This window comes from Bradyrhizobium sp. RP6, assembly GCF_003837805.1.
In the GTDB taxonomy this organism is placed as follows: Bacteria; Pseudomonadota; Alphaproteobacteria; order Rhizobiales; family Xanthobacteraceae; genus Bradyrhizobium.
On the sequence record NZ_RQIT01000011.1, the window covers coordinates 1 to 20,658 of the forward strand.

Annotated in this window: 23 protein-coding genes; 11 read left to right on the forward strand and 12 right to left on the reverse strand. The window is 65.1% G+C overall.

Translation table 11 applies throughout. The annotated features are described in order from the left end of the window. Window positions 1-67: 67 nt before the first annotated feature. Window positions 68-331: a hypothetical protein gene (locus tag EHH60_RS20255; protein WP_199751649.1), complete on the reverse strand. Its 264-nt coding sequence runs from the start codon at window positions 329-331 to the stop codon at window positions 68-70. A gap of 139 nt (window positions 332-470) precedes the next feature. Next, entirely contained in the window at window positions 471-1,280 is an 810-nt protein-coding gene (locus EHH60_RS20260) for a creatininase family protein (protein WP_124161214.1), read from the reverse strand. A gap of 150 nt (window positions 1,281-1,430) precedes the next feature. Here EHH60_RS20260 and EHH60_RS20265 point away from each other — a divergent pair, with 150 nt between their 5' ends. The 5 genes from EHH60_RS20265 to EHH60_RS20285 all read left to right on the forward strand — a co-directional run bounded on the left by EHH60_RS20265 (window position 1,431) and on the right by EHH60_RS20285 (window position 6,061). Next, window positions 1,431-2,453 (forward strand): ABC transporter substrate-binding protein, encoded by a 1,023-nt coding sequence (locus EHH60_RS20265; protein WP_124161215.1) that lies wholly within the window; start codon window positions 1,431-1,433, stop codon window positions 2,451-2,453. 251 nt (window positions 2,454-2,704) lie between these two features. After that, window positions 2,705-3,535, forward strand: coding sequence for an ABC transporter ATP-binding protein (locus EHH60_RS20270; RefSeq protein ID WP_124161216.1), 831 nt, complete (start codon window positions 2,705-2,707; stop codon window positions 3,533-3,535). Next, window positions 3,532-4,350, forward strand: a complete 819-nt coding sequence (locus EHH60_RS20275) for an ABC transporter permease (protein ID WP_124161217.1) — start codon at window positions 3,532-3,534, stop codon at window positions 4,348-4,350. The genes EHH60_RS20270 and EHH60_RS20275 overlap by 4 nt, the downstream gene beginning before the upstream one ends. After that, window positions 4,350-5,339: a 2-hydroxyacid dehydrogenase gene (locus EHH60_RS20280; RefSeq protein WP_124161218.1), complete on the forward strand. Its 990-nt coding sequence runs from the start codon at window positions 4,350-4,352 to the stop codon at window positions 5,337-5,339. The genes EHH60_RS20275 and EHH60_RS20280 overlap by 1 nt, the downstream gene beginning before the upstream one ends. Continuing rightward, window positions 5,339-6,061, forward strand: coding sequence for an AprI/Inh family metalloprotease inhibitor (locus EHH60_RS20285; RefSeq protein ID WP_124161219.1), 723 nt, complete (start codon window positions 5,339-5,341; stop codon window positions 6,059-6,061). Before EHH60_RS20280 ends, EHH60_RS20285 begins: the two co-directional genes overlap by 1 nt. Before the next feature lie 167 nt (window positions 6,062-6,228). On the opposite strand, the gene EHH60_RS20290 is transcribed toward EHH60_RS20285, so the two are convergent. Then, window positions 6,229-7,620 carry a peptidoglycan-binding protein gene (locus EHH60_RS20290; RefSeq protein ID WP_124161220.1) on the reverse strand — a complete coding sequence of 464 codons (1,392 nt, stop codon included), beginning with the start codon at window positions 7,618-7,620 and terminating at the stop codon, window positions 6,229-6,231. 250 nt (window positions 7,621-7,870) lie between these two features. Between EHH60_RS20290 and EHH60_RS20295 the strand changes: the two genes are divergently transcribed. The 3 genes from EHH60_RS20295 to EHH60_RS20305 all read left to right on the forward strand — a co-directional run bounded on the left by EHH60_RS20295 (window position 7,871) and on the right by EHH60_RS20305 (window position 9,062). Further along, entirely contained in the window at window positions 7,871-8,242 is a 372-nt protein-coding gene (locus EHH60_RS20295; RefSeq protein ID WP_124161221.1) for a hypothetical protein, read from the forward strand. A gap of 115 nt (window positions 8,243-8,357) precedes the next feature. After that, window positions 8,358-8,765, forward strand: a complete 408-nt coding sequence (locus EHH60_RS20300) for a tetratricopeptide repeat protein (protein WP_124161222.1) — start codon at window positions 8,358-8,360, stop codon at window positions 8,763-8,765. Window positions 8,766-8,813: 48 nt separating this feature from the next. Continuing rightward, window positions 8,814-9,062, forward strand: a complete 249-nt coding sequence (locus EHH60_RS20305; RefSeq protein WP_124161223.1) for a hypothetical protein — start codon at window positions 8,814-8,816, stop codon at window positions 9,060-9,062. Between the two features lie 6 nt (window positions 9,063-9,068). Here EHH60_RS20305 and radC read toward each other — a convergent pair whose 3' ends face one another. Next, window positions 9,069-9,782, reverse strand: coding sequence for a RadC family protein (gene radC / locus EHH60_RS20310; protein WP_124161224.1), 714 nt, complete (start codon window positions 9,780-9,782; stop codon window positions 9,069-9,071). Window positions 9,783-9,837: 55 nt separating this feature from the next. After that, window positions 9,838-10,758, reverse strand: coding sequence for a DMT family transporter (locus EHH60_RS20315; protein WP_124161225.1), 921 nt, complete (start codon window positions 10,756-10,758; stop codon window positions 9,838-9,840). A 131-nt stretch (window positions 10,759-10,889) separates the two neighbouring features. On the opposite strand from EHH60_RS20315, the gene EHH60_RS20320 reads away from it, so the two are divergent. Further along, a complete protein-coding gene (locus EHH60_RS20320; RefSeq protein WP_124161226.1) occupies window positions 10,890-11,486 on the forward strand; it encodes a bifunctional transcriptional activator/DNA repair enzyme AdaA in 597 nt (198 codons plus the stop codon). A gap of 116 nt (window positions 11,487-11,602) precedes the next feature. Here EHH60_RS20320 and map read toward each other — a convergent pair whose 3' ends face one another. Both map and EHH60_RS20330 read right to left on the reverse strand, forming a co-directional pair. Continuing rightward, window positions 11,603-12,421 (reverse strand): type I methionyl aminopeptidase, encoded by an 819-nt coding sequence (gene map / locus EHH60_RS20325; protein ID WP_028179759.1) that lies wholly within the window; start codon window positions 12,419-12,421, stop codon window positions 11,603-11,605. Between the two features lie 111 nt (window positions 12,422-12,532). Next, window positions 12,533-13,849 carry a mechanosensitive ion channel family protein gene (locus tag EHH60_RS20330; RefSeq protein ID WP_199751651.1) on the reverse strand — a complete coding sequence of 439 codons (1,317 nt, stop codon included), beginning with the start codon at window positions 13,847-13,849 and terminating at the stop codon, window positions 12,533-12,535. Between the two features lie 204 nt (window positions 13,850-14,053). On the opposite strand from EHH60_RS20330, the gene EHH60_RS20335 reads away from it, so the two are divergent. Further along, on the forward strand, window positions 14,054-15,847 hold the full coding sequence (locus EHH60_RS20335; RefSeq protein ID WP_124161228.1) for a potassium/proton antiporter: 1,794 nt from the start codon (window positions 14,054-14,056) through the stop codon (window positions 15,845-15,847). A gap of 292 nt (window positions 15,848-16,139) precedes the next feature. Further along, a complete protein-coding gene (locus EHH60_RS20340; protein ID WP_124161229.1) occupies window positions 16,140-16,400 on the forward strand; it encodes a PepSY domain-containing protein in 261 nt (86 codons plus the stop codon). 59 nt (window positions 16,401-16,459) lie between these two features. Here the strand turns inward: EHH60_RS20340 and modC are convergent, their stop codons facing one another. The 5 genes from modC to mepA all read right to left on the reverse strand — a co-directional run bounded on the left by modC (window position 16,460) and on the right by mepA (window position 20,478). Further along, window positions 16,460-17,122 (reverse strand): molybdenum ABC transporter ATP-binding protein, encoded by a 663-nt coding sequence (modC, locus tag EHH60_RS20345; RefSeq protein WP_124161230.1) that lies wholly within the window; start codon window positions 17,120-17,122, stop codon window positions 16,460-16,462. Between the two features lie 2 nt (window positions 17,123-17,124). Beyond that, window positions 17,125-17,820 (reverse strand): molybdate ABC transporter permease subunit, encoded by a 696-nt coding sequence (gene modB, locus EHH60_RS20350; RefSeq protein ID WP_124161231.1) that lies wholly within the window; start codon window positions 17,818-17,820, stop codon window positions 17,125-17,127. A gap of 13 nt (window positions 17,821-17,833) precedes the next feature. Further along, window positions 17,834-18,619 (reverse strand): molybdate ABC transporter substrate-binding protein, encoded by a 786-nt coding sequence (modA, locus tag EHH60_RS20355; protein ID WP_124161232.1) that lies wholly within the window; start codon window positions 18,617-18,619, stop codon window positions 17,834-17,836. A gap of 196 nt (window positions 18,620-18,815) precedes the next feature. Next, window positions 18,816-19,319: a hypothetical protein gene (locus tag EHH60_RS20360; protein ID WP_245454543.1), complete on the reverse strand. Its 504-nt coding sequence runs from the start codon at window positions 19,317-19,319 to the stop codon at window positions 18,816-18,818. A 214-nt stretch (window positions 19,320-19,533) separates the two neighbouring features. After that, the gene (gene mepA / locus EHH60_RS20365) at window positions 19,534-20,478 is read right to left on the reverse strand and encodes a penicillin-insensitive murein endopeptidase (protein ID WP_124161234.1); all 945 of its coding nucleotides are present in this window, start codon (window positions 20,476-20,478) and stop codon (window positions 19,534-19,536) included. Window positions 20,479-20,658: the final 180 nt, after the last annotated feature.

Here is a 20,658-nt window from a genome sequence, read left to right on the forward strand (position 1 = left end):
CGGGGTGGATGAGGCGCCCGTGTCGGGACGCGGGATCCACGTGGGAGATCGGCCTCAGATACTCAAATCAGTAGCAGGTACGAACGCGGCCGACGTACTGGCCGAAGGCGTTGTACTGGGCGACCCAGCCGCAGCGGTGATAGCCGTGATAATAGGGGTCGTTGCTGGCAGCGATCGTGGAGCCGACGACGGCGGCGGTGGCAATGCCGGCGCCCACACCCCAGACCCAGCCGGGCTGCTTGGCTTCGGCCTGCGAGGTGGTGGACACGATGCTGCCGGTGACGGCGAGGGCGGCGAGGGCTGCGGCGGCAATCTTGGTCTTGATCGACATGTGAAACTCCATCCGGGTTGAGGCGGTCCTTTGTGGCCCGTGTGCCCAGTTGGACGGGCGCTCCTCGCATCCGGTTCGAAGATCGCAAATGTTGCCGCGGAGATTCGATCTTTCCCGAATGAATCCAGGAGGATGTCGGCTAGCCGAGAGGGCCTTTGGCGAGCCTGTTCACGTCGAAGTTATCGACTTCGCTCAGCAGTTCGCAAAAGGCGCGCGCACCCTGATCGAGCAGCTGCTCCCCCTTCTCAGGGACTGCCAGCGTCGCATTGCCGACCGCGCCGCTGGGATTGAGATCCTGCGCCTGCCAGGCAAATGGCGCGGGGCGCTGCGTCGAGAGCCAGCGATACTGCTTCTCCATCGCGACGCTGCTCGCGGGGAAATCCGCGATCGCGTCTATGCGCACCTGGTCCGGATAGCGCGCCAGCATGATCGAGGTCTCGACCGCGCCGCCGTGAATGCCATGGCGCACTTCCTCGGCCGGGAACAGTCTGTCCGCGCCTGAGAGCCGCGACCATGACGTCGTCACCACGAACAGCTTGTGATGCGCGCGAAGGTCCTGCGCCACCAGCATCATCGCCGCGCTGTTGCCGCCATGGCTGGTGACGATGACGAGCTTCCTCACGCCACGGCGCGCAACGTCCTCGCCGATCCCTGTCCATTTCTTCAGCGCAATTTCGGTCGGCAGCGTCTGCGTGCCCGGATAGTCGATATGCTCGGTGGAGACCCCGACCGGCTCAACCGGAAGAAATCCGGCGGGAATGCTCTCAGGCAGCAGCTCGCGTACGCGCGCGAGATAGGCCCGCGCGATCAGCACGTCGGTCGTGAGCGGCAGATGCGGACCGTGCTGCTCGGTCGCCGCCAGCGGCAGCACCGCGATCCAGCGCGACACCTCCGCAGGCCCCGCATCGGCCCAGTCGATATCGATCCAGTCGCGGGAGAGCGTCTTCAAGGTTTCTTTGCCCGAATTTGTCACGTAATTTGGGGTATCAGGGGACACGGGCCTGGCCGGCTCGCGTCCCCTGATGTCATGCGGTTTTATCGCGTTGCCTTCACTTGAGCCAGACACGATTGGGCCAGCCACGATCGACGGAGTGCCATCATGACCCCCTCTCATCTGCGGCGAGCGTTAACGGCGGGCTTGCTGGCCGCTTTCGCCTCCCTTGCACCGGCGCGCGCCGAGACGCTCGACAAGGTCACCTTCGGCACCAACTGGGTCGCCGAGGCCGAGCATGGCGGCTTCTTCCAGGCGGTCGCCGACGGCACCTACAAGAAATACGGGCTCGACGTCACAATCGTCCCCGGCGGCCCCAACGAGAACAACCGCATGCTGCTGATCGCCGGCAAGATCGATTTCTTCATGGCCGCGAATACGCTGATGTCGTTCGACGCCGTCGCCAACAACGTCCCCGTCGTGACCATCGCCGCGATCTTCCAGAAGGATCCGCAGGTGATGCTGACGCATCCAGACGCCAAGGTCACGAAGATCGAGGATCTCAAGCCGCTGACGCTGTTCGTCTCCAAGGAGGGCATGACCAGCTACTTCCAGTGGCTGAAGTCAGAATATGGTTTCAGCGAGAAGAACGTCCGTCCCTACAATTTCAATCCGCAGCCCTTCATCGCCAATCCCAAGAGCGCCATGCAGGGTTACGTCACCTCCGAGCCTTTTGCGGTGGAGAAGGCCGCCGGCTTCAAGCCCAACGTGCTGCTGCTCGCCGACTACGGTTTCAACACCTATTCGACCCTGATCGAGACGCGCCGCGACATCATCGAGAAGAAGCCCGATCTGGTCCAGCGCTTCGTCGATGCCTCCATGATCGGCTGGTACAATTACATCTATCGCGAAAATTCCGCCGGAAATGCGCTGATCAAGAGCCTCAATCCGGAAATGACGGACGATCTGCTCGCCTATTCCGTCGCCAAGATGAAGGAACACGGCATCGTCGATTCCGGCGACAGCCTGAAGAACGGCATCGGCGCGATGAGCGACGAGCGCTACACCTCCTTCTTCAACAAGATGGTGAAGGCCGGCGTGGTGAAGGCGGATCTCGACTTCCGCAAGTCCTATACGCTGCGTTTCATCAACAAGGGCGTCGGCATCGAGCTGCGCCCGAACAAGCCGTAACGCATGCTGCGATTCGGCGAAGGTGGCTCGGCGGCCTACACCTCTCCCGAAGGGAGAGGTGTAGGCCGCCCTTGGCAGCCGTTCTTAAGAACGCCGAAGCAAAGCTTCGGCTATGTCGCATCGCCACATGCGATGCGGGTGCGGGGTTGCGCTCCCTCGTGGCCCCTGATCCCGCTCATCCGGCGCTGCGCGCCGACCTCTCCCCGATGGGGAGAGGTGAAGGGCGCCCGAAACGCTGCAGTCTTCAATCAATGACCGAGCCCAAGACCTCGTCTGCCGTCGAGGCCAGCCTGACGGCTCTTGCCGTCAGCCTGCGCGGCGTGACGAAGGCCTATGACAACGGCGTCACGGCACTCGGTCCGTTCGACCTTACTGTCCGCAAGGGCGAGTTCATCTCGTTGCTCGGCCCGTCCGGCTGCGGCAAGTCGACGGCGCTGCGCATCATCGCAGGGCTCAGTGCGCCGTCATCGGGCACTGTGCGGGTGGCACGTCACGAGGGCTCGGTGCAGCCGGGCCATCTTCGACCAGGGCACGGCATCGGCTTCGTGTTTCAGGAGCCGACCCTGATGCCCTGGACCAGCGTCCGTGAGAACGTGCGGCTGCCCTTGAGGCTCGCAGGCGTGCCGAAGGCGGACGCGCGCGCGCGTGCCGACGCGGCGCTCGCCAGCGTCGGGCTCGCCGATTTCGCCGATGCCTATCCGCGCGAGCTCTCCGGCGGCATGAAGATGCGGGTGTCGCTGGCGCGCGCGCTCGTCACCGATCCCGACATTCTGCTGATGGATGAGCCGTTCGCAGCGCTCGACGAGATCACGCGCTTCCGCCTCAACAACGATCTGCTCGTGCTGTGGCGCCGCCTTGGCAAGACCGTCATCTTCGTCACCCATTCGGTGTTCGAATCCGTCTATCTATCGCAGCGCGTGGTGGTGATGACGGCCCGGCCCGGCCGCATCCAGGCTGATATCCGCGTCGAGACGGTCGAGCCGCGCGGGGAGGAGTTTCGCACCTCGGCCGCCTATTCCGATTATTGCCGAAGAGTGTCGGCCGCGCTGGCCCCGTCGTATTCGGGACAGTCGACGTTATGAGCGCGCAAGCTCCCATCACCGTGAGATCGTCCGGCGCGCAGCGCGCGATGCGCTTCGTGCTGCCCGTCATCGTGTTCGCGGCCGGTCTCGTCGCCTGGGAACTCGTGGTCCGCATCAAGGGAATCCCGCCTTACGTGCTGCCGGCGCCGTCCGTCATCGTCCTGACGCTGATCAAGGACTGGACGGTGCTGTCACAATCGCTCGCCACCACGCTCCTGACCACGCTCGAGGGGTTCCTCGCCGCCAGCGTCGGCGGCATTGCGCTTGCGCTTGTGTTCAACCAGTCGAAATGGGTGGAATACTCGCTGTTCCCCTATGCCATCGTCCTGCAGGTGACGCCTGTGATCGCGATCGCGCCGCTGCTCCTGATCTACCTGGAGCAGCAGACCGCGGTCGTGGTCTGCGCCTTCATCGTCGCGTTTTTCCCGGTGCTGTCCAACACCACGCTCGGGCTGAATTCGGTGGATCGCAATCTCGCCGGCCTGTTCCAGCTCTATGGTGCCTCGCCGCCACAGACGCTGCGCCTTCTCAAGCTGCCCGCGGCACTGCCCTACATTCTCGGAGGCCTGCGCATCGCCGGCGGCCTGTCGCTGATCGGCGCGGTCGTGGCCGAGATCGCGGCGGGAACAGCGGGCGCCGGCTCCGGCCTCGCCTACAGAATCGCCGAGTCCGGCTATCGCTTGAACATACCCCGCATGTTCGCAGCGCTGCTTTTGCTGTCGCTGGCCGGGATTGTCATCTATGGGGTGCTGGCGCTAGTTTCCCATCTCGTTTTACGGCGCTGGCATGAGAGCGCGCTTGGAAAGGAAGACTGATGGCTGCCGGTTCGATTTCGTCCGAAAAGATCGACCTTCTGATCTATGGGCCGGTGCGGCCGATCCTCGAGAACGGCTTTTCCGATCATTTCGTCGTGCACAAGGCGGAGACGCGCGGCGATCTCGAGCGCCTGACGCCGGCGGTCCGCGACAAGATCCGCGGCGTCGCGGTGACCTATCACACCGTGCGCGCGGACAGGGATTCGCTGTCACAGCTGCCGAAGCTGGAGATGGTGGCGAGCTTCGGCGTCGGCTACGACCATGTCGACGCCAAATACGCGGCCGAGAACAATATCGTCGTCACCAACACGCCCGACGTGCTGACCGAGGAGGTCGCCGACGTCGCGATGGGTCTTCTGATCGCCACCTTGCGCGAGTTCATCAAGGCCGACCGTTACGTCCGCTCCGGCCTCTGGCAGACGCAGAACTATCCGCTCAGCGTCGGCTCGCTGCGCGACCGCAAGGTCGGCATCGTCGGCATGGGCCGGATCGGCCAGGCCATCGCGCGCCGTCTCGATGCCTCGCTGGTGCCGGTGGTCTACCACTCGCGCAATCCGTCCAAGGACGTCTCGTACAAGCATTACCCCGACCTGATCGAGATGGCGAAGGCGGTGGACACGCTGATGGTGATCGTGCCCGGCGGCGCCGCTACGAACAAGATGATCAATGCCGAGGTGCTGAAGGCGCTCGGCCCGCGCGGCGTGCTGGTCAATGTCGCGCGTGGCTCGGTGGTGGACGAGCCGGCGCTGATCCAGGCGCTGAAATCAGGCACCATTCTCGCCGCCGGCCTCGACGTGTTCGCCGCCGAGCCGAACGTGCCTGACGAGCTCAAGACCATGCAGAACGTCGTGCTGCTGCCGCATATCGGTTCGGCCTCGGTGGTGACGCGCAACGCCATGGATCAGCTCGTGGTCGACAATCTCAAGGCCTGGTTCGCCGGCAAGGCGCCGCTGACGCCGGTTGCGGAAACGCCGGTCAAGGGGCGCTGATGAGAGCTCTTCGGGCCGTTGCATCCGCCGTCGCGGCCTCTTTGGCCGCGATCGGCGCCGTCGCGGCCTGCTTGACCCCGATCGGCATCGCGCATGCACAGGATGCGACCAGCCTGAAGAAGCAGATGCCCGGCCAGTGGGAGCTCTCGACCACCGAGCGCAGCAAGACCTGCGTCGTCACGCTGAAGAGCGATGCGGCGGCGCAAGGCTTCAAGCTGGAGCTGGAGCCGGCCTGCAAGACGGCGCTGCCTTTCACGAAAGACATCGTCGCCTGGAACGTCAGGGGCCTCGACATCGTCCGCCTGCAGGACGCGGCCGGCGAGGCCGTGATCGACTTCACGGAGGTCGAGGCCGGCATCTTCGAGGGCCTGCGGCAGGGCGAAGGCGTCTACATCCTGCAGGATCTCGCCGCCGCGCGTTCGATGGCAAAGTCGATGGACCAGATGATCGGCGACTGGTCGATGGTGCGCGGCAACGGCCAGCCGGTCTGCGGGCTGACTCTGACCAACACCGAAGCGGACCCGGACAATTTCCAGGTCTTCCTCAAGCCGAGATGCGACGCGGTGATTGCGCAGTTCAATCCGACGCAATGGCGTCTCGAGCGCGGCCAGATCATCCTGATGTCGAAATCGGGTGAGGCCTGGCAGTTCGAGGCCGACGACCACGCGCAGTGGCGTCGTGTCCCCGACACCGCCGATCCCCTGATCATGCTTCGTCAATAGGCGCCGCGGGCGTACCCGGCCTGCATGTTTCGCCCGGCGATGCGAAGCATCGTCCGGAGACGCCCGCTTTGGCGGCTCCTCACCATGAGTGTCTGATATCTTGCCGCGTAACGCGACCTCATCCTGAGGGCCCGCCGGAGACGGGCGTCTCGAAGGATGGCCGCAGGTTACGTCGTCAGCTTCGGCGGCGGCGCGGTGCCTTGCGCCCATTTCTCCATCTTGCCGAGCACGCCCCAGACGGCGAGCGCGAGCGAGATCGGCATCGCGAACTGGCTGAGGCCGGGCACGGCAGTCACGATCGTTCCGAGCAGTCCGGCAAGCCCGCCTGCATTGGGGCTTGCCGTCACCGACGAGAGCAGCGCGGTGAGCAGCGAGCCGCCGATACCGAGCGCGGTCTTCTTGCCGTCGAGCAGCTTGCCGATGGTCTCGCCGAGTGCGCCGTTGACCTGGCCCAGCATGGGCTTGCCGCCGCCCGTGTTGAGCAGGGTGCTGAGCAGGTCGACGACCTGCTTCAGCTGATCGACGGGGGCGGGGCTCGTCGGGGTGACTGGTGCGGGCACGGGCGCCTTCTTGTTGATGAGGGAGAAAAGCCGTTCGAACAGGCTGAGCGGGTCGTTCGTGGCAGGCAATGTGTTGCTCGGCACGACCGCTGGCAGCGTCGCGCCGCCGGCTGACGGTCGCAGCAATTGCGCGAGGTCCTCCAGCCGCTTCAGGATCTGCGACAGGTCGATCGCCTGCACTGGGCCTCCAGACTGCGTCGCGCGCGTGATCGCGGCGACCGTGGCCGCATCGAGAAGCCCGGTATCCCTCAGGCCGTTCTGTTGCTGAAACTGCGAGACGGCGGCCCTGGTCTTTGGTCCGCTGATGCCGTCCTCGGCGAGCGGCGGATTGGTGCCGAGCGTGTTGAGCGCCTGCTGCATGAGGGTGACCGTCGAGGCCAGCTCGTCCTCGGGCTCGGTGCGGCCGGCGAACTGCGGGCTGCCGTCGATCGTGATCGAGGAATCGAGAGACATCATCGCATGCAGGATCACCGCCGTGCCGAGCTGCGAATCGACGTGACTGGCGTCGAACACATGGTCACGGACGTACTTTCCCGCCCTTGCCTCTGGCGGGCCGTACAGCGTCGAGCCGCCATAGAGATAGGGCGAATTGACGCTCTTGGCCTGGTAGCCGAAGCCGTTGAACGCCTCGAGCCGGAACAGCATCCGCGCGATGCCCCAATCGTGCGCGCCAATGAAGTTCTGGATTCTGAACGCGTCCACGGCGCCGTCCACGAACGTGCCGAATGGTCCGCGCCCTTTCGGAACGATCGTCGTCACGCGGTGGAGTGACTGGCCGTTGCCGAGATAGGTGTCGAAATCGAAGTTGGATTCGCGGTAGTGGCAGAGCGCGGCAAAGTACCACGGAACGCCCGTCAACCGCTCGATCTGCTGGTATGTCGCCTTGCCGTTGAGAGCCTTGCGGGCCACGGCGTTCACCTCGGCGAGGCGTTCCGGCCGGATCTCGAGACCGGCCCAATTCCGCTCATACTGGTTCTTCAGATTCTCGAATGAAATCATTTTTCGCTCCCGCAAATTGAATGAATTCTCGACTCTTCGTGCAAGCCGAAGTGAACCGGCTGCCGTGATCGCCGTGACTGCAGCGTGAACTCCGAGAATCTGGCAGTCCGCCGGCCCGGCGTATGTGAAATGGCTTACAGCGCCGATGTAAAATCACCGGTAGAACATCAACCGCGGTGCGACCGCCGTTGCGGGAACCGGCACGGCTCTCCATCCGTTAACAATGAGACGGTCCGGCAAGGAGTCCTGCATGGCCAAGCGCGTCCTCGCGATCGGTATCGAACCCGGCAATGCGGACTACAGCGCGCTTCAGGTCACGCCGGAGCTCGTGCGCGGCTATATCGAGGCGCAGCTGTTGCGCCTGCGCGATCTCGGCTTTGATGTCACGAGCTGCCTGATCGATCTCGACGCGACAGCAGAAGCCGCCGTTACGGCGGCGCTGCAGGATGAGAGCTTCGACTGCATCGTCATCGGCGCCGGCCTGCGCGAGCCGAAGGAGCGCCTCGTGCTGTTCGAGAAGGTTCTCAACCTCGTTCACCGCATGGCGCCGGATGCTGCGATCTGCTTCAACACAACGCCTGCAGACACGGTCGAAGCGGTGCAGCGCTGGGTGGAGCCCTAACTGGACGGACTCGGGCAGGCCAAAAATCGCCGATTATGGAGTTTTGTCGGATTTCGAACTTTTTCTCCGTCTGAGCGACCAAGACAGATTGGTTCATACTCGATAGGGCTTTGACATGAAATCCGTTGCCCTTGCTTTTTCGTGCCTTTTGCTTTTCGCGATGCCCGCCAGCGCCAATGACAGCCGCACCTTCAATGCGATGGTAGCGTTGGCCAATCGCGGAGATGCCGAAGCGCAATATCATGTCGGCATGATGCACAATAACGGCATCGGCACACCGCAGGATCGCAGCCAGGCATTCGAGTGGTTTCAAAAATCGGCTGCGGCCAATGATCCGCTCGGAGCCTATAAGCTCGGCTGCTATTATGACGGGCAAGGCGTCGGCGTCGTCGCAACGGATCCGGATCAGGCATTGAAGTACAAGCTTGTTGCCGCCAAGGCCGGTTACGCGCGTGCCCAGCACGACGTCGCTCTCATGTATGACCGGCAAGGGAATTCGGAAGAAGCGCTGAAATGGTGGTAGAAGGCAGGCGACCAGGGCCTCCCTAGCGCCCTCTTCAGCCTGTCCCGGGTGTACTCCGCAGGAAAGGGCACGCCGAGGGATCTGTCCCTGTCGTATGCCTATTTCAAGCTCTCGAAGGTGGCGCCGGCCAAGAATGTCACCGAGATGGCTTCCATGTTGTCCAAGCCGGAACTGGAGAATGCAGAAAGGCTGGTCGCTGCATGGAAGCCGCAACCGACCGCTCTGACGCTCAAGGCATTCGCCGGCATCACAGCCGCGGAAGACCACTTGAACGCTGCCAAGAACCAAGCGTTCTGACTTGGCCTAGATCAACCGCAGCCCACGCAGGCTCGCGTGGCCACTCTTGCCGACGATGATGTGGTCGTGCACGGCGATCCCGAGCGGCTTTGCGATATCGATGATCGCCTTCGTCATCTGGATGTCGGCCTGCGAGGGTGACGGATCGCCCGAGGGGTGGTTGTGCACCAGGATCAGCGCGGTCGCGGAGAGCTCGAGCGCGCGCTTGATCACCTCGCGCGGATAGACCGGCGTGTGGTCGACCGTGCCGGTCTGCTGCACCTCGTCGGCGATCAGCTGGCTGCGCTTGTCGAGAAAGAGCAGGCGGAATTGCTCCTTGTCGGCAAACGCCATGCTGGCGCGGCAATAGTCGATCACCTCGTTCCAGGACGACAGCGCATTGCGGCTGTTGACCCCGCCCTTGGCGACGCGATGCGCCGCCGCGGCGATCAGCTTCAGCTGGTTGATCGCGGATTCGCCGATACCGTCGACCTCGCGCAGCCGCGCCACCGGCGCATGCACGACCTCGGCGAAGGAGCCGAACGTCTTGATCAGTGTCTTCGCCAGCGGCTTGGTGTCGCGCCGCGGCAGCGCCGGAAACAGCGCCATCTCGAGCAGCTCGTAGTCGGTGAGCGCATCCGCGCCGGCACTGTAGAAGCGCTCGCGCAGCCGCTCGCGATGGCCGTGATAGTGCGGCGCGTCCTCAGGATTGCTCTTGTCGTGGTCCGGCTTGGCGGGCATCGGCTGCCAGCATTGCCCCGTCGGGGGAATTTTTCAATCGGCAATTGTAGTCACCTCATGGCTTCCGCATGGGTGTGGTCACCGCTATGACTCCCATGATGATGAGCGTCATGCCGGCTAGCATCGACCAGGTGAAGCTCTCGCCAAGGAGCGTGGTCCCGAGTGCCACGGCGAAGCCCGCGCGCAGATAGCTGCCGCTCGTCGTGCCGAGCGGGCCCAGCGTGCGGATCAGGCGGAAATAGATCACCATTGCCAGCGCAGTGCAGACGATCGAAAGGCCAAGCACCGCCGCGATCGCCGGTCTCGTCGGCGCCAGCGTCCAGGGCCGGTCGAGGACAGCGGCTATGGGCAGCATCAGGGCCGCGGCGCAGCTCATCGCGCCGGCTGCCGCGACGATCGCGGGAAGGCTCGCGAACCGCTGCCCCCAGATCGGCGCGAGCGCGTAGCAGAAGCTTGCAGCGAGGATGGCTGCCTGTGCCAGCGGCGCAGCGGTGGCTCTCCCCGAGAGCGCGTTGACCCCCATGGTCATGGCAACGCCTGCAAGGCCGAGAGCGACACCGATGATCTTTCGGCCGCCGATCGCCTGTCGTCCGCGCCCGGTCGTCATCGCGATCGCAAGCACGAATATCGGCGGGGTCGCATTGAGCACGCCCGCGAGGCCGCTTGTGATATGCGCCTCGCCCCAGCTGATCAGGGTGAACGGCAGCGCGCTCTGCAACAGCCCTTGCACGACGAAAGCGGCCCAGACCGCCCCCTGGCGCGGCAGGGCGTGTCCCCGCGCGAGCGTGATCGGGATCAGGAGAACGGCCGCGATCGTCACCCGTGCGGCGACCATCGTGAACGGCGGAATCGTCGGGATCGCAATCTTGATGAGCGTGAACGAGCCGCCCCAGATCAGGGAGAGAAGCAGCAGGAGCCCGATCTCGAATGCGAGACGGGTCTGCCCTGACGTCGTCTGTTGCGCCTGTATGCTCATGCGATCTGCTCCGGGATCTGTCAACACCATGATCGGGAGCGGCGATGCGGGCTGGCTGAATTCGGACCTCATCGCCCGGTCGAGTCCGATTTCAGCTACTCGGCGGCCGGCCTTGAAATTATGATTTCGCCATGACGACAGGCTCTGCGCATCGGCAAACGCTGCCACCGCATCTCGATTGGGAAACCTGCGACCGGGCGCGGCTCGCGCGGGCGCGCGCCTTCGACGGCCTGTTCTTCTCCGGCGTCCGCTCGACGCGGATCTATTGCCGGCCGGTGTGTCCGGTTCGGCCGGCGCGCTCGGAGAACGTCACCTTCTATGCGACCGCGGCGGCCGCCGAGCGGGCGGGCTTTCGCCCGTGCCTGCGCTGCCGGCCGGAAGCTGCGCCCGGCTCGCCGGCCTGGATGGGAACGGCCACCACCGTCGCGCGCGGCATGCGGCTGATCCACGACGGTTTTCTGGATCGGGCGTCGATGACGGATCTCGCCGATGCGCTTGGCGTCGGGCCGCGCCATCTCCTGCGTCTTTTCATGCGTCATGCCGGGGCGAGCCCCAGCGAGATCGCGGCAACGCGGCGCGTGCAGGAAGCCAAGCGTCTGATCGACCAGACCGACATGACGTTGGCGGAGATCGCCTTCGCCGCGGGATTCCGCAGCGTTCGGCGCTTCAACGACGCGTTCGTCGCGACCTACAAGAGGACGCCATCATCATTCCGCCGCCGGCGATAGGGCGGTCCGAAGCACCGAACTACGATGCGCAATTGCGCACCTGAGAATCTCGAGATTCCGGGCTCGCGACTTCGTCACGCCCCGGAATGACGACGGAGAAGGAATGGTGTCGGCAATCACCCGATCTGCTTCTCGCCGTGCCGCTCCGACAGCGTGAAGATCTCGACGCCCGTCGCGGTGACGCCGACCGAGTGCTCGAACTGCGCCGACAGCGAGCGGTCGCGGGTGACCGCGGTCCAGCCGTCGGAGAGAATCTTCACATGCGGCTTGCCGAGATTGATCATCGGCTCGATGGTGAAGAACATGCCGGGCTTGAGCTGGACGCCCTCGCCGGGCCGGCCGACATGGATGATGTTCGGCTCGTCGTGGAACATGCGCCCGAGGCCGTGGCCGCAGAAATCGCGCACCACGCTCATGCCCTGCGGCTCCACGAAGCTCTGGATGGCGTGGCCGATGTCGCCGGTGGTGGCGCCGGGCTTCACGGCGGCGATGCCGCGCATCATCGCTTCATAGGTGACTTCGATCAGCCGCTCGGCCTTGCGCGCGATCGGGCCGATCGCATACATCCGGCTGGAATCGCCATACCAGCCGTCGACGATGAAGGTGACGTCGATGTTGACGATGTCGCCTTCCTTCAGCGGACGGTCGCCGGGCATGCCGTGGCAGACCACGTGGTTGAGCGAGGTGCAAGTCGAGTAGCGGTAGCCGCGATACATCAGCGTCGCCGGATAGGCGCCATGGCTGAAGGCGAAGTCGCGGACAAATTCGTCGATTCTGGAGGTCGGCACGCCCGGCCCGACGATGTCAGTGAGCTCGTCGAGGCATTTTGCCACCAGCGCGCCCGCCTTGCGCATGCCGGCGAAGGCGCTCGGTCCATGCAGCTTGATCTGTCCGGTCTTGCGCAGGGAGGTATCGGTGGCTTCGACGTAGCTCATGCGGATGCGGTCTTCCTCGATGTCGGTGGAAAGGCTTGATTTCAGGCCCCAATTTAATGATTGGCGGCCTTCATGCAAGCCGAGCCTACCGGCCCTGGGTGCGAAAGCGTCCTAATTCGGGACTTCCACGGCGGTTTCTACCGGCAGGGCGCCGCCGCGGATGCGGATTTCACGGACGGGGTAGGGAACCCGGATGCCCTCGCGCTTGAACGCATCCCACAGCTCCAGCATCACGTCGCTCTTGACCTTGTCCATGCCGTCGGGGTCCGCGATCCAGAAGGTCAGCGAGAACTTCATCCCGGCTTCCGCGAACTCGGTCAGGACGCAGGTCGGCGGCTTGCCCTTCTGCGCGCGCGGATGGGCGGCGGCGGTCTCGGCGGCGAGCGTGCAGACAAGACGGGGGTCGGCATCGTAATTGGTGCCGAAGGCGATCTTCACCAGCGTGTTCTTGTCGGTATAGGTCCAGTTGACGACCTTCTGCGTCACCAGGTCCTCGTTCGGCACCAGGAATTCGCGGCCGTCGCCGGCGGCGACGGAAATATAGCGCGTCTTCATCGCGCTGATCCGTCCGGTGTTGTCGCCGATGGTGACGAGATCGCCGGGCTTCACCGACTTGTCGGCGAGCAGGATGATGCCCGAGATGAAATTGGCCACGATCTTCTGCAGGCCGATACCGATGCCGACGCCGACCGCGCCGGAGAACACCGCGAGCGCCGACAGGTCGATCCCGACGGCACCGAGCGCAATGACGATTGCGATGGCAAGAAGCCCGATGCGGATGATCTTCACCAGCAGCACCTGCACCGACGGCGTCAGATCGGTGGTCGCGTTGATCCGGCTCTCGGCAAAGTTGCTCGCGATGTTGGTGGCCCAGAGTGCGATGAGGAGGAGCGCACCGGCCTTGAGTGCCAGCAGTGGGGTCAGCCTGAGGCCGCCGAGCACGATCGCGAAGGAATCGAGCACGTCGACCGTCGCGTCGAGCTGGCCGAGGATGGAGAGCGCGGCGACGAGCCACGCCGTGATCGACACCAGCTTGACGATGAAGGCGTTGCGCAGCACCGAGGTCACGAGCCGGATCACGAGCCAGGCGAAGCCCAGCTTGGCCGCGACCATCAAGAGATAGCTGCGGCTCGGCCAGGTCGCGTGGTACATCACCACGCGCGAGATGATCACGAGCAGCGTGAACACCGCCGTCGAGGCGCTGGAGACCATCACCCGGGCGAAGTGGCGGAGCGGCAGCGGCCAGCGCATCGCCAGCGAGGTCATGTCGACGCGGCTGCGAATCGCGGCCTCCGCGGCATAGGCGATGCCGGCCGCGGCCAGGATCAGACCGAATTGCAGGTAGAACCAGGGTGAGGAGATTTCCGCCCCGACGCTGCGTGCGGTCGTCTGCACGAACTCCATGAAGTCTTTGAGGTCCATGTCCATCGGTCTCGTCGGCACGCGGGGCGAATTGATTCGGGGAGCCTGAGAATCCCATATAGGGCGCGGCCGGCCATCGATACACCGCGAAGTGAAGCGCGTTAAGGCCGTAAAATGCGGCCAGATCGCCGCGAGCCGCAGAAAATGGGTTGGCGCGCGAGTCCGCCGACGATAAGGATGCAATTCCAGCGATTTGTACCCGGAAGGTGGATGGCCTCCCTCGACTCCGTCAGTCTCGCCATATTACTCGGCGCCGTCCTCGTCATGGCCGGCATCCTCTCAAGCTTGCTCGCGCTGCGCTTCGGCGCGCCCCTGCTGCTCGTCTTTCTTGCGATCGGCATGCTCGCCGGCGATTCCGGCCCTGGCCAGCTCCAGTTCGACGACGTCCGCACCACCTATCTGGTCGGCTCCGTCGCGCTCGCCCTGATCCTGTTCGATGGCGGCCTGCGCACGCGCTTTGCCAGCATCCGCACCGTGCTCGCGCCGTCCGTGGTGCTCGCGACCGCCGGCGTGCTGCTGACCGCGCTGATCACGGCGCCATTCGCGAAATACGCGCTCGACCTGAACTGGACGGAGTCGCTGCTGGTCGGCGCCGTGGTGGCCTCGACCGACGCGGCCGCCGTGTTCCTCTTGGTGCACACCCAGGGCCTGCGTCTGCGCCCGCGCGTCGGCGCGACGCTGGAGGCGGAATCCGGCACCAACGATCCCTTCGCGATCTTCCTCACGCTCATGCTGGTGGAATACATCTCGATCGGCTCGAGCTCGCCCGGCCACGTGCTGGTGGAGTTCGTTCAGGAGGCGGTCCTTGGCGCCATCGTCGGTGTCATCGGCGGACGCCTGGTCGTGATCGCTCTCAACCAGGTGGCGCTGCCGCAGGGCCTGCACGCCCCGTTCGTGACCACGGGCGCGCTCGTGATCTTCGGCGGTTCGCAGATCATGCACGCCTCCGGCTTCCTCGCGGTCTATCTCGCCGGCATCATCATCGGCAACCGGCCGACGCGCGCGCATAATTCGGTGGTGACCTTCCTCGATGCGGCGACCTGGCTGGCGCAGATCGTGATGTTCGTGCTGCTCGGCCTCTTGGTCTCGCCGAGCCGGCTCGGCACCACCGTGTTGCCGGCCATCGCCGTTGCGCTCGTGCTGATGCTGGTGGCGCGGCCGCTCGCGGTGTTCGTGTGCCTTTCGCCGTTCCGCTTCAACTGGCGCGAGAAGATCTTCATCGCCTGGACGGGCTTGCGCGGTGCGGTCGCGATCTTCCTGGCCTCGATCCCGATGCTGGTCGGGCTGCCGAAGGCCTATCTCTATTTCGACGTCGCCTTCGTCGTCGTCATCATCTCGCTCCTGCTGCAGGGCTGGACGCTGGCGCCTGCCGCCCGCAAGCTGCACGTGGCGCTGCCGCGCGCAGAGCGCGGCCCGCGGCGCGTCGAACTCGACCTGCCCGGCCAGCTCGAGCAGCAGCTGGTCGGCTACCCGGTGCGGCCCAAGAGCCTGTATTTCCGCCGCGGCCTGATCCCGTCCTGGTCCAAGCCGACGCTGGTGATCCGCAACGAGAACATCCTGACGCCGGTGGAAGCCGACCCGATTGCGCCCGGCGACTACATCTATCTGCTGGCCCCGCCGGAAAAGGCCGAGTCGCTCGACCGCTTCTTCGTCGACATGCAACCGGGCACGGCGCCGGATCCGCATCTGCTCGGCGACTTCATGGTTTCCGGCGAGCACACGCTCGCCGAGCTCGCCGAGATCTACGGCGTCAAGGTCGGTGAAGACGAAGGCAAGCTGACCCTGGCCGACTATTTCGACGTCCATCTCGACCGCGCGCCGAAGGAGGGCGCCGAGCTCGCCCTGGACGAGATCGTCCTCGTCGCGCGCTCGATCTCCGGCGGCCGCGTCAATCTCGTCGGCTTGCGTCTGCCGGAAGAAGACGAGACGCCCGAGCCGCTGACGCGCGCGCAGGCGCTGCGGAAGAAGCTCGCGGAGCTGTGGACCTCGGTGGCGGGGGTATAGACGCTCTCGTGTCCCGGACGCGGTGCAGCGTGAAACTCTGCTCCGCAGAGCTGGGACCCATGACTGTGGGCCCCGGCTCTGCAACGCATCACTTCGTGCTGCGTCGCGTTCGGGCACGCGAGTTAACCGCACGTCGCTCTGTAGATGTTGGCGCACCTTTCACTAGACAACCGCCACCAAATCGCCGCAACCGCTGAAGATTCGCGCAGCCTCGTGACTGCGGAACCCGGAACGCTCCGCGGCGCCGCTCGTTTTCCGCGTGACAATCACCGTTTTTGACAGGAGCAGTTCCATGCGCAGATTCATCTTGCCCGCCATCGTCGCCATCGGCCTCGGCGCAGCGGCGCCGGCGATGGCCTATGACACCGGCGATCAGATCTCGATGCAGGTCGCGCTCGACGTCGCGAGCGATCTCGGCGTTGTGACGGTCTCGCACACGAATTTCCTTGGCGATGAATGGGAGATCGAGGGTCGGGACCGTGCGGGCCGCTGGATGGAAGTCGACGTCGATGCCCGAACGGGCGAGGTTCGCAATGTCGATCGCGGCTGGTAGCTGAAAAGGAGCACGGTGGCCGGATGGAGCGCAGCAGCGAAATCCGGGCTACCGCCGCCTCACGTCAGCACCTTCACTCCGCCGAACGACGTCACGCGGCCCTGCTTCAGCAGGACGATCTGCGTCGCGAGCTGGCGCAGCTCGGCGCCGTCGTGGCTGACATAGACCATCGGCACGTTGGCTTCATCCCGCAGCCGCACCAGATAGGGCAGGATCTCGAGCTTGCGGCCCTCGTCGAGCGCGCCGAGCGGCTCGTCGAGCAGCAGCAGCCGCGGCTTCGACAACAGCGCGCGTCCGAGCGCGACGCGCTGGCGCTCGCCGCCCGAGAGCTTGCCGGGACGGCGATCGAGCAGCGCACCGATGTCGAGCAGGTCGATGATGCGCTTGTGCTGGAAGGGATCGGGCGGCAGGCGGTTCATCCGCCGTCCATAGTCGAGATTCTGCGCGACGTTGAGATGCGGAAACAGCCGCGCGTCCTGGAACACATAGCCGATGCGGCGGCGCCAGGCCGGGACATGGATGCCGGCCGCGGTGTCGTCGACGGTTTCGCCGTCGATCACGATGGTGCCGCGGTCGGGCCGCAACAGTCCTGCAATCATGTTGACCAGTGACGTCTTGCCGGCGCCCGAGGCGCCGAACAGGCCGATGGCACGGCCTTCGCTGGCGAAGGAAGCATGCAGCGAGAATTCGCCAAGCTGCTTTTCGATGTCGACGCGCAGCATGTTCAGTTTCCGTGCAGGCGCGCGGTGGCGCGGCGGGCGAACCACTCGGCGGCGATCAATGCGCCCAGCGCCAGCACGATCGAGACGATCACCAGCCGTCCCGCCGCGGCATCGCCGTCCGGCGTCTGGATCAGCGAATAGATCGCCGAGGAGATCGTCTGGGTCTCGCCGGGAATGTTGGAGACGAAGGTGATCGTCGCGCCGAACTCGCCGATCGCCTTGGCGAAGCCGAGAACCATGCCGGCGAGCACGCCGGGCAGCGCCAGCGGCAGCGTCACCGTAAAGAACACTTTCCACGGTGCGGCGCCGAGTGTCTCGGCGGCCTGTTCGAGCCGGCGATCGATGGCCTCGATCGACAGCCGCATCGGGCGCACCAGCAGCGGAAACGACATCACGCCGCAGGCCAGCGCCGCGCCGGTCCAGCGGAATGAAAAGACGATGCCGAGATGGTCGGCGAGGAAGCCGCCGACGAGGCCGCGGCGGCCGAACGTCAGCAGGAGCAGATAGCCGGTGACGACGGGCGGCAGCACCAGAGGCAGATGCACGATGGCGTCGAGCAGCGATTTGCCCCAGAAATCACGCCGCGCGAGCAGCCACGCCAACGCGATGCCGAACGGCGTCGCCACCAGCGTTGCAATGATGGCGACCCTGAGCGAGAGCAGGATCGCCGTCCATTCAGCAGGAGAAATCTCGGACATCAAGCCGCAGGCATCAAGTCGTGGGACTGACCAGGAACCTGAAGCCGTACTTTTCAAAAATGGACTTGGCCGCCGAGGAGCGCAGGAAGGCCAGATAGCCGCTGGTCTCACCCTTCGCGGTCTTGGTCGCGGCGACGGGATAGACGATCGCGGGATGCGAAGCCGCCGGGAAGGTGCCGATGGTCTTCACGCCGGGCTCGACCTTGGCATCGGTCGCGTAGACGATGCCGAGACTGGCTTCGCCGCGGGCGACCAGCGTCAGCGCGGCGCGGACGCTCTCGGTCATGGCGAATTTCGGCTCCGCGGCCTGCCAGGCGCCGAGCTTCTCCAGCGCGGCCCTGGCATATTTGCCGACTGGCACGGACTTCACGTCGCCGGTCGCGATCCTGCCGTTGCCGGCGAGCTTGGCGAGATCGAAGCCTTGCGCGATGTTGACGTCGTCGATCCTGGCATCCTTCGGCGCGATCAGCACGATGCTGTTGCCGAGCAGGTTGACTCTGGAAGGTTCGTTGATGGTCTTCTTGGCGATCGCGTAGTCCATCCAGTCGGTATCGGCCGAGACGAACACGTCGGCCGGCGCGCCCTGCTCGATCTGCTTGGCGAGCACCGAGCTTGCGGCATAGCTGACGCTGAACTTGATGCCGGTCTTGGCGGTGTAGGCGGCGTCGATCTCGTCCAGCGCGTTCTTCATCGAGGCGGCGGCGAACACGGTGATGGTCTTGTCCTCGGCGGCGGCGGGCGAGAGGGCCGCGCCAGCGAGGATCATGAAGGCAGTGAAAAGTCCTGAAATGCGTAACATGGGGAGCGCTCCGTGCGAGTCCGCGCGCGCAAGATGCACGCGCAAGTCCGGCGTTGGGTGGGTCGATGCGACGGGTGGAAGCGCTGCTCCACGCGGCCCGGCAGCGGCTTACGACCGGCAGGGATATCGCTCCAGGCAAACATAGCAGGCCGAGGCGTCAGGTCAAAGGGCGACCGTTTGGTCAGTTTAACGGCGCCTATTGCGCCGGCAGGATTGCGATCGAGACCGAATTGTCCCTGGCGCCGCTGACCTGGAGCAGAAAGGGTTGCGCCGAAAGCTGGTATTTTATGATCTTGCGGATGCCCTCGCAATCGGTCGCGCCGCTGAAGGCCACGGGCTTGAGGGCATGCCCATCCTGGACCACGTCGACCCAGGCGCCAGTGGACAGGCTGATCGTGTAGAGCCCGGCCTTGGCGGATTTGACGCTGGTGAATCCGGCAAAGGTGCCGTCCTTTGGCGCGCGCTCTGGCCTCATCGGCAGCCTTGCTTCACTCGGGACAACCAACTCCAGCGTGACGGCCGAGGACGGCAATGCCGCCTGCTCGCTTCCCGAGGCGAGCCTGGTGCGGTCCGGTGCCATGAGCGCGGCGCGCTCGCGCTCGATCGGCCATTTGAACTTGTCGCAGCCGCTGGGCTCCTCGGCGGCAAAAGCGGAAGTCGCGCTGATTGTGAGCGCAGTGAGGAAGATGAGGGCGCGCATGTGAAATCCCATCGTTGGCCACGCGACCGGCGCGAGGCTTGCAGTCAGGCTTGTCAAAAGATGGGATGCACATCCCCAGATGCCGCGGGCTTACGGCTCGGCGGCAGCACGATCCTAACGCATGATGACGACGCGAACCAACCAACGAGTTCGTCATCCGGGGGGCTCGCTTCGCGGCCCGGGACGACGGCGGTGGATGAGGCGGCGGCGCAGCTTACGGCTTCGCGTCGCCTGCGTGCAGCACCGCCTTGCAGGCCGCGGGCATCTGCGCCAGCGTCATCGGCGGCTTCGGCTTTGGCGGCTCCGGCGGCGGTTTGGGGTGCAGCACCGCGTCGGAGAACCAGTAGGCGAGATCGGCGGGTTTGCAGCCTTCGTCCTCGGCCTGTGACGGCTGGCCCTCGCATTCGCCGGCCCCCGGCGGGCAGCGCATGCGGATGTGGAAGTGGTAGTCGTGGCCCCACCATGGCCGGATCTTCGACAGCCAGGCGCGATCGCCCTTGGCTTCGCGGCACAACGCCTTCTTGATCGCGGCGTTGACGAAGATGCGCTGCACGGCGGGCTCCCGCGCCGCATCGCGCAGCACCAGCACATGGCCAGGCGTGAACACCTTGGGATCGACGTCGAGCCGGTCCTGGCGCACCATCATCACGGCCGACATGTCCTCGCGCTCCTCGCGCGAGAGCCGGCGGTTCGGCATCGGGGTCAGCCAGATGTCCGCATCGAGGCCGATCTGGTGGCTGGCATGGCCGGACAGCGCCGGCCCGCCGCGCGGCTGGGCGATGTCGCCGACCAGGATGCCGGGCCATCCCGCGTCCTTGTGCGCTTTCGCCGCGAGCCGCTTGATCAGTGCGATCATGTCCGGGTGGCCGTAGCTGCGATTGCGCGACAGCCGCATCACCTGCCAATAGTCCCCGTTGACCGGAATCTGCTCCGCGCCGCCGATGCAGCCCTTGGCGTATGAGCCGATGACATGGGCCGGCCCTTTCGACGGCAGCAGCTTTCGCGCGAACAGTTCCTTGGCGGCGAGATCGGGGTCGTTCGGATTGGCGAGCGGCGGCAGCGGCTTCGGGTTGATGCTGCCCTTGTCCTGGGCCAGCGCACCGCTGGCAGCAAGGAGAGCAAGCGAGAGCAGGAGGAGTGTGATGCTGCGGCGACTCATGCTGACGTCCTTATAGCCCAATGCGGCATCAGGGTTAAGAACGAGGCATTGAGCGGATCGCAACATCACGGCGCACGGGCCCCAAATCGCGTCTCAAATTGCCGCTTCTTAACGCCGCAATAACCGTATCCCGCATTGACCAAAATTCGTGCGCGGAGGGAGGAATATCCGCGGACCGCA

What these genes read in the sequence shown, in the direction of transcription:
- EHH60_RS20255 (WP_199751649.1), bottom strand. Translation starts at nt 331, where the DNA reads ATGTCGATCAAGACCAAGATTGCCGCCGCAGCCCTCGCCGCCCTCGCC.
- EHH60_RS20265 (WP_124161215.1), top strand. Translation starts at nt 1,431, where the DNA reads ATGACCCCCTCTCATCTGCGGCGAGCGTTAACGGCGGGCTTGCTGGCC.
- EHH60_RS20270 (WP_124161216.1), top strand. Translation starts at nt 2,705, where the DNA reads ATGACCGAGCCCAAGACCTCGTCTGCCGTCGAGGCCAGCCTGACGGCT.
- EHH60_RS20275 (WP_124161217.1), top strand. Translation starts at nt 3,532, where the DNA reads ATGAGCGCGCAAGCTCCCATCACCGTGAGATCGTCCGGCGCGCAGCGC.
- EHH60_RS20280 (WP_124161218.1), top strand. Translation starts at nt 4,350, where the DNA reads ATGGCTGCCGGTTCGATTTCGTCCGAAAAGATCGACCTTCTGATCTAT.
- EHH60_RS20285 (WP_124161219.1), top strand. Translation starts at nt 5,339, where the DNA reads ATGAGAGCTCTTCGGGCCGTTGCATCCGCCGTCGCGGCCTCTTTGGCC.
- EHH60_RS20290 (WP_124161220.1), bottom strand. Translation starts at nt 7,620, where the DNA reads ATGATTTCATTCGAGAATCTGAAGAACCAGTATGAGCGGAATTGGGCC.
- EHH60_RS20295 (WP_124161221.1), top strand. Translation starts at nt 7,871, where the DNA reads ATGGCCAAGCGCGTCCTCGCGATCGGTATCGAACCCGGCAATGCGGAC.
- EHH60_RS20300 (WP_124161222.1), top strand. Translation starts at nt 8,358, where the DNA reads ATGAAATCCGTTGCCCTTGCTTTTTCGTGCCTTTTGCTTTTCGCGATG.
- radC (WP_124161224.1), bottom strand. Translation starts at nt 9,782, where the DNA reads ATGCCCGCCAAGCCGGACCACGACAAGAGCAATCCTGAGGACGCGCCG.
- EHH60_RS20315 (WP_124161225.1), bottom strand. Translation starts at nt 10,758, where the DNA reads ATGAGCATACAGGCGCAACAGACGACGTCAGGGCAGACCCGTCTCGCA.
- EHH60_RS20320 (WP_124161226.1), top strand. Translation starts at nt 10,890, where the DNA reads ATGACGACAGGCTCTGCGCATCGGCAAACGCTGCCACCGCATCTCGAT.
- map (WP_028179759.1), bottom strand. Translation starts at nt 12,421, where the DNA reads ATGAGCTACGTCGAAGCCACCGATACCTCCCTGCGCAAGACCGGACAG.
- EHH60_RS20330 (WP_199751651.1), bottom strand. Translation starts at nt 13,849, where the DNA reads ATGGACATGGACCTCAAAGACTTCATGGAGTTCGTGCAGACGACCGCA.
- EHH60_RS20335 (WP_124161228.1), top strand. Translation starts at nt 14,054, where the DNA reads ATGGCCTCCCTCGACTCCGTCAGTCTCGCCATATTACTCGGCGCCGTC.
- EHH60_RS20340 (WP_124161229.1), top strand. Translation starts at nt 16,140, where the DNA reads ATGCGCAGATTCATCTTGCCCGCCATCGTCGCCATCGGCCTCGGCGCA.
- modC (WP_124161230.1), bottom strand. Translation starts at nt 17,122, where the DNA reads ATGCTGCGCGTCGACATCGAAAAGCAGCTTGGCGAATTCTCGCTGCAT.
- modB (WP_124161231.1), bottom strand. Translation starts at nt 17,820, where the DNA reads ATGTCCGAGATTTCTCCTGCTGAATGGACGGCGATCCTGCTCTCGCTC.
- modA (WP_124161232.1), bottom strand. Translation starts at nt 18,619, where the DNA reads ATGTTACGCATTTCAGGACTTTTCACTGCCTTCATGATCCTCGCTGGC.
- EHH60_RS20360 (WP_245454543.1), bottom strand. Translation starts at nt 19,319, where the DNA reads ATGCGCGCCCTCATCTTCCTCACTGCGCTCACAATCAGCGCGACTTCC.
- mepA (WP_124161234.1), bottom strand. Translation starts at nt 20,478, where the DNA reads ATGAGTCGCCGCAGCATCACACTCCTCCTGCTCTCGCTTGCTCTCCTT.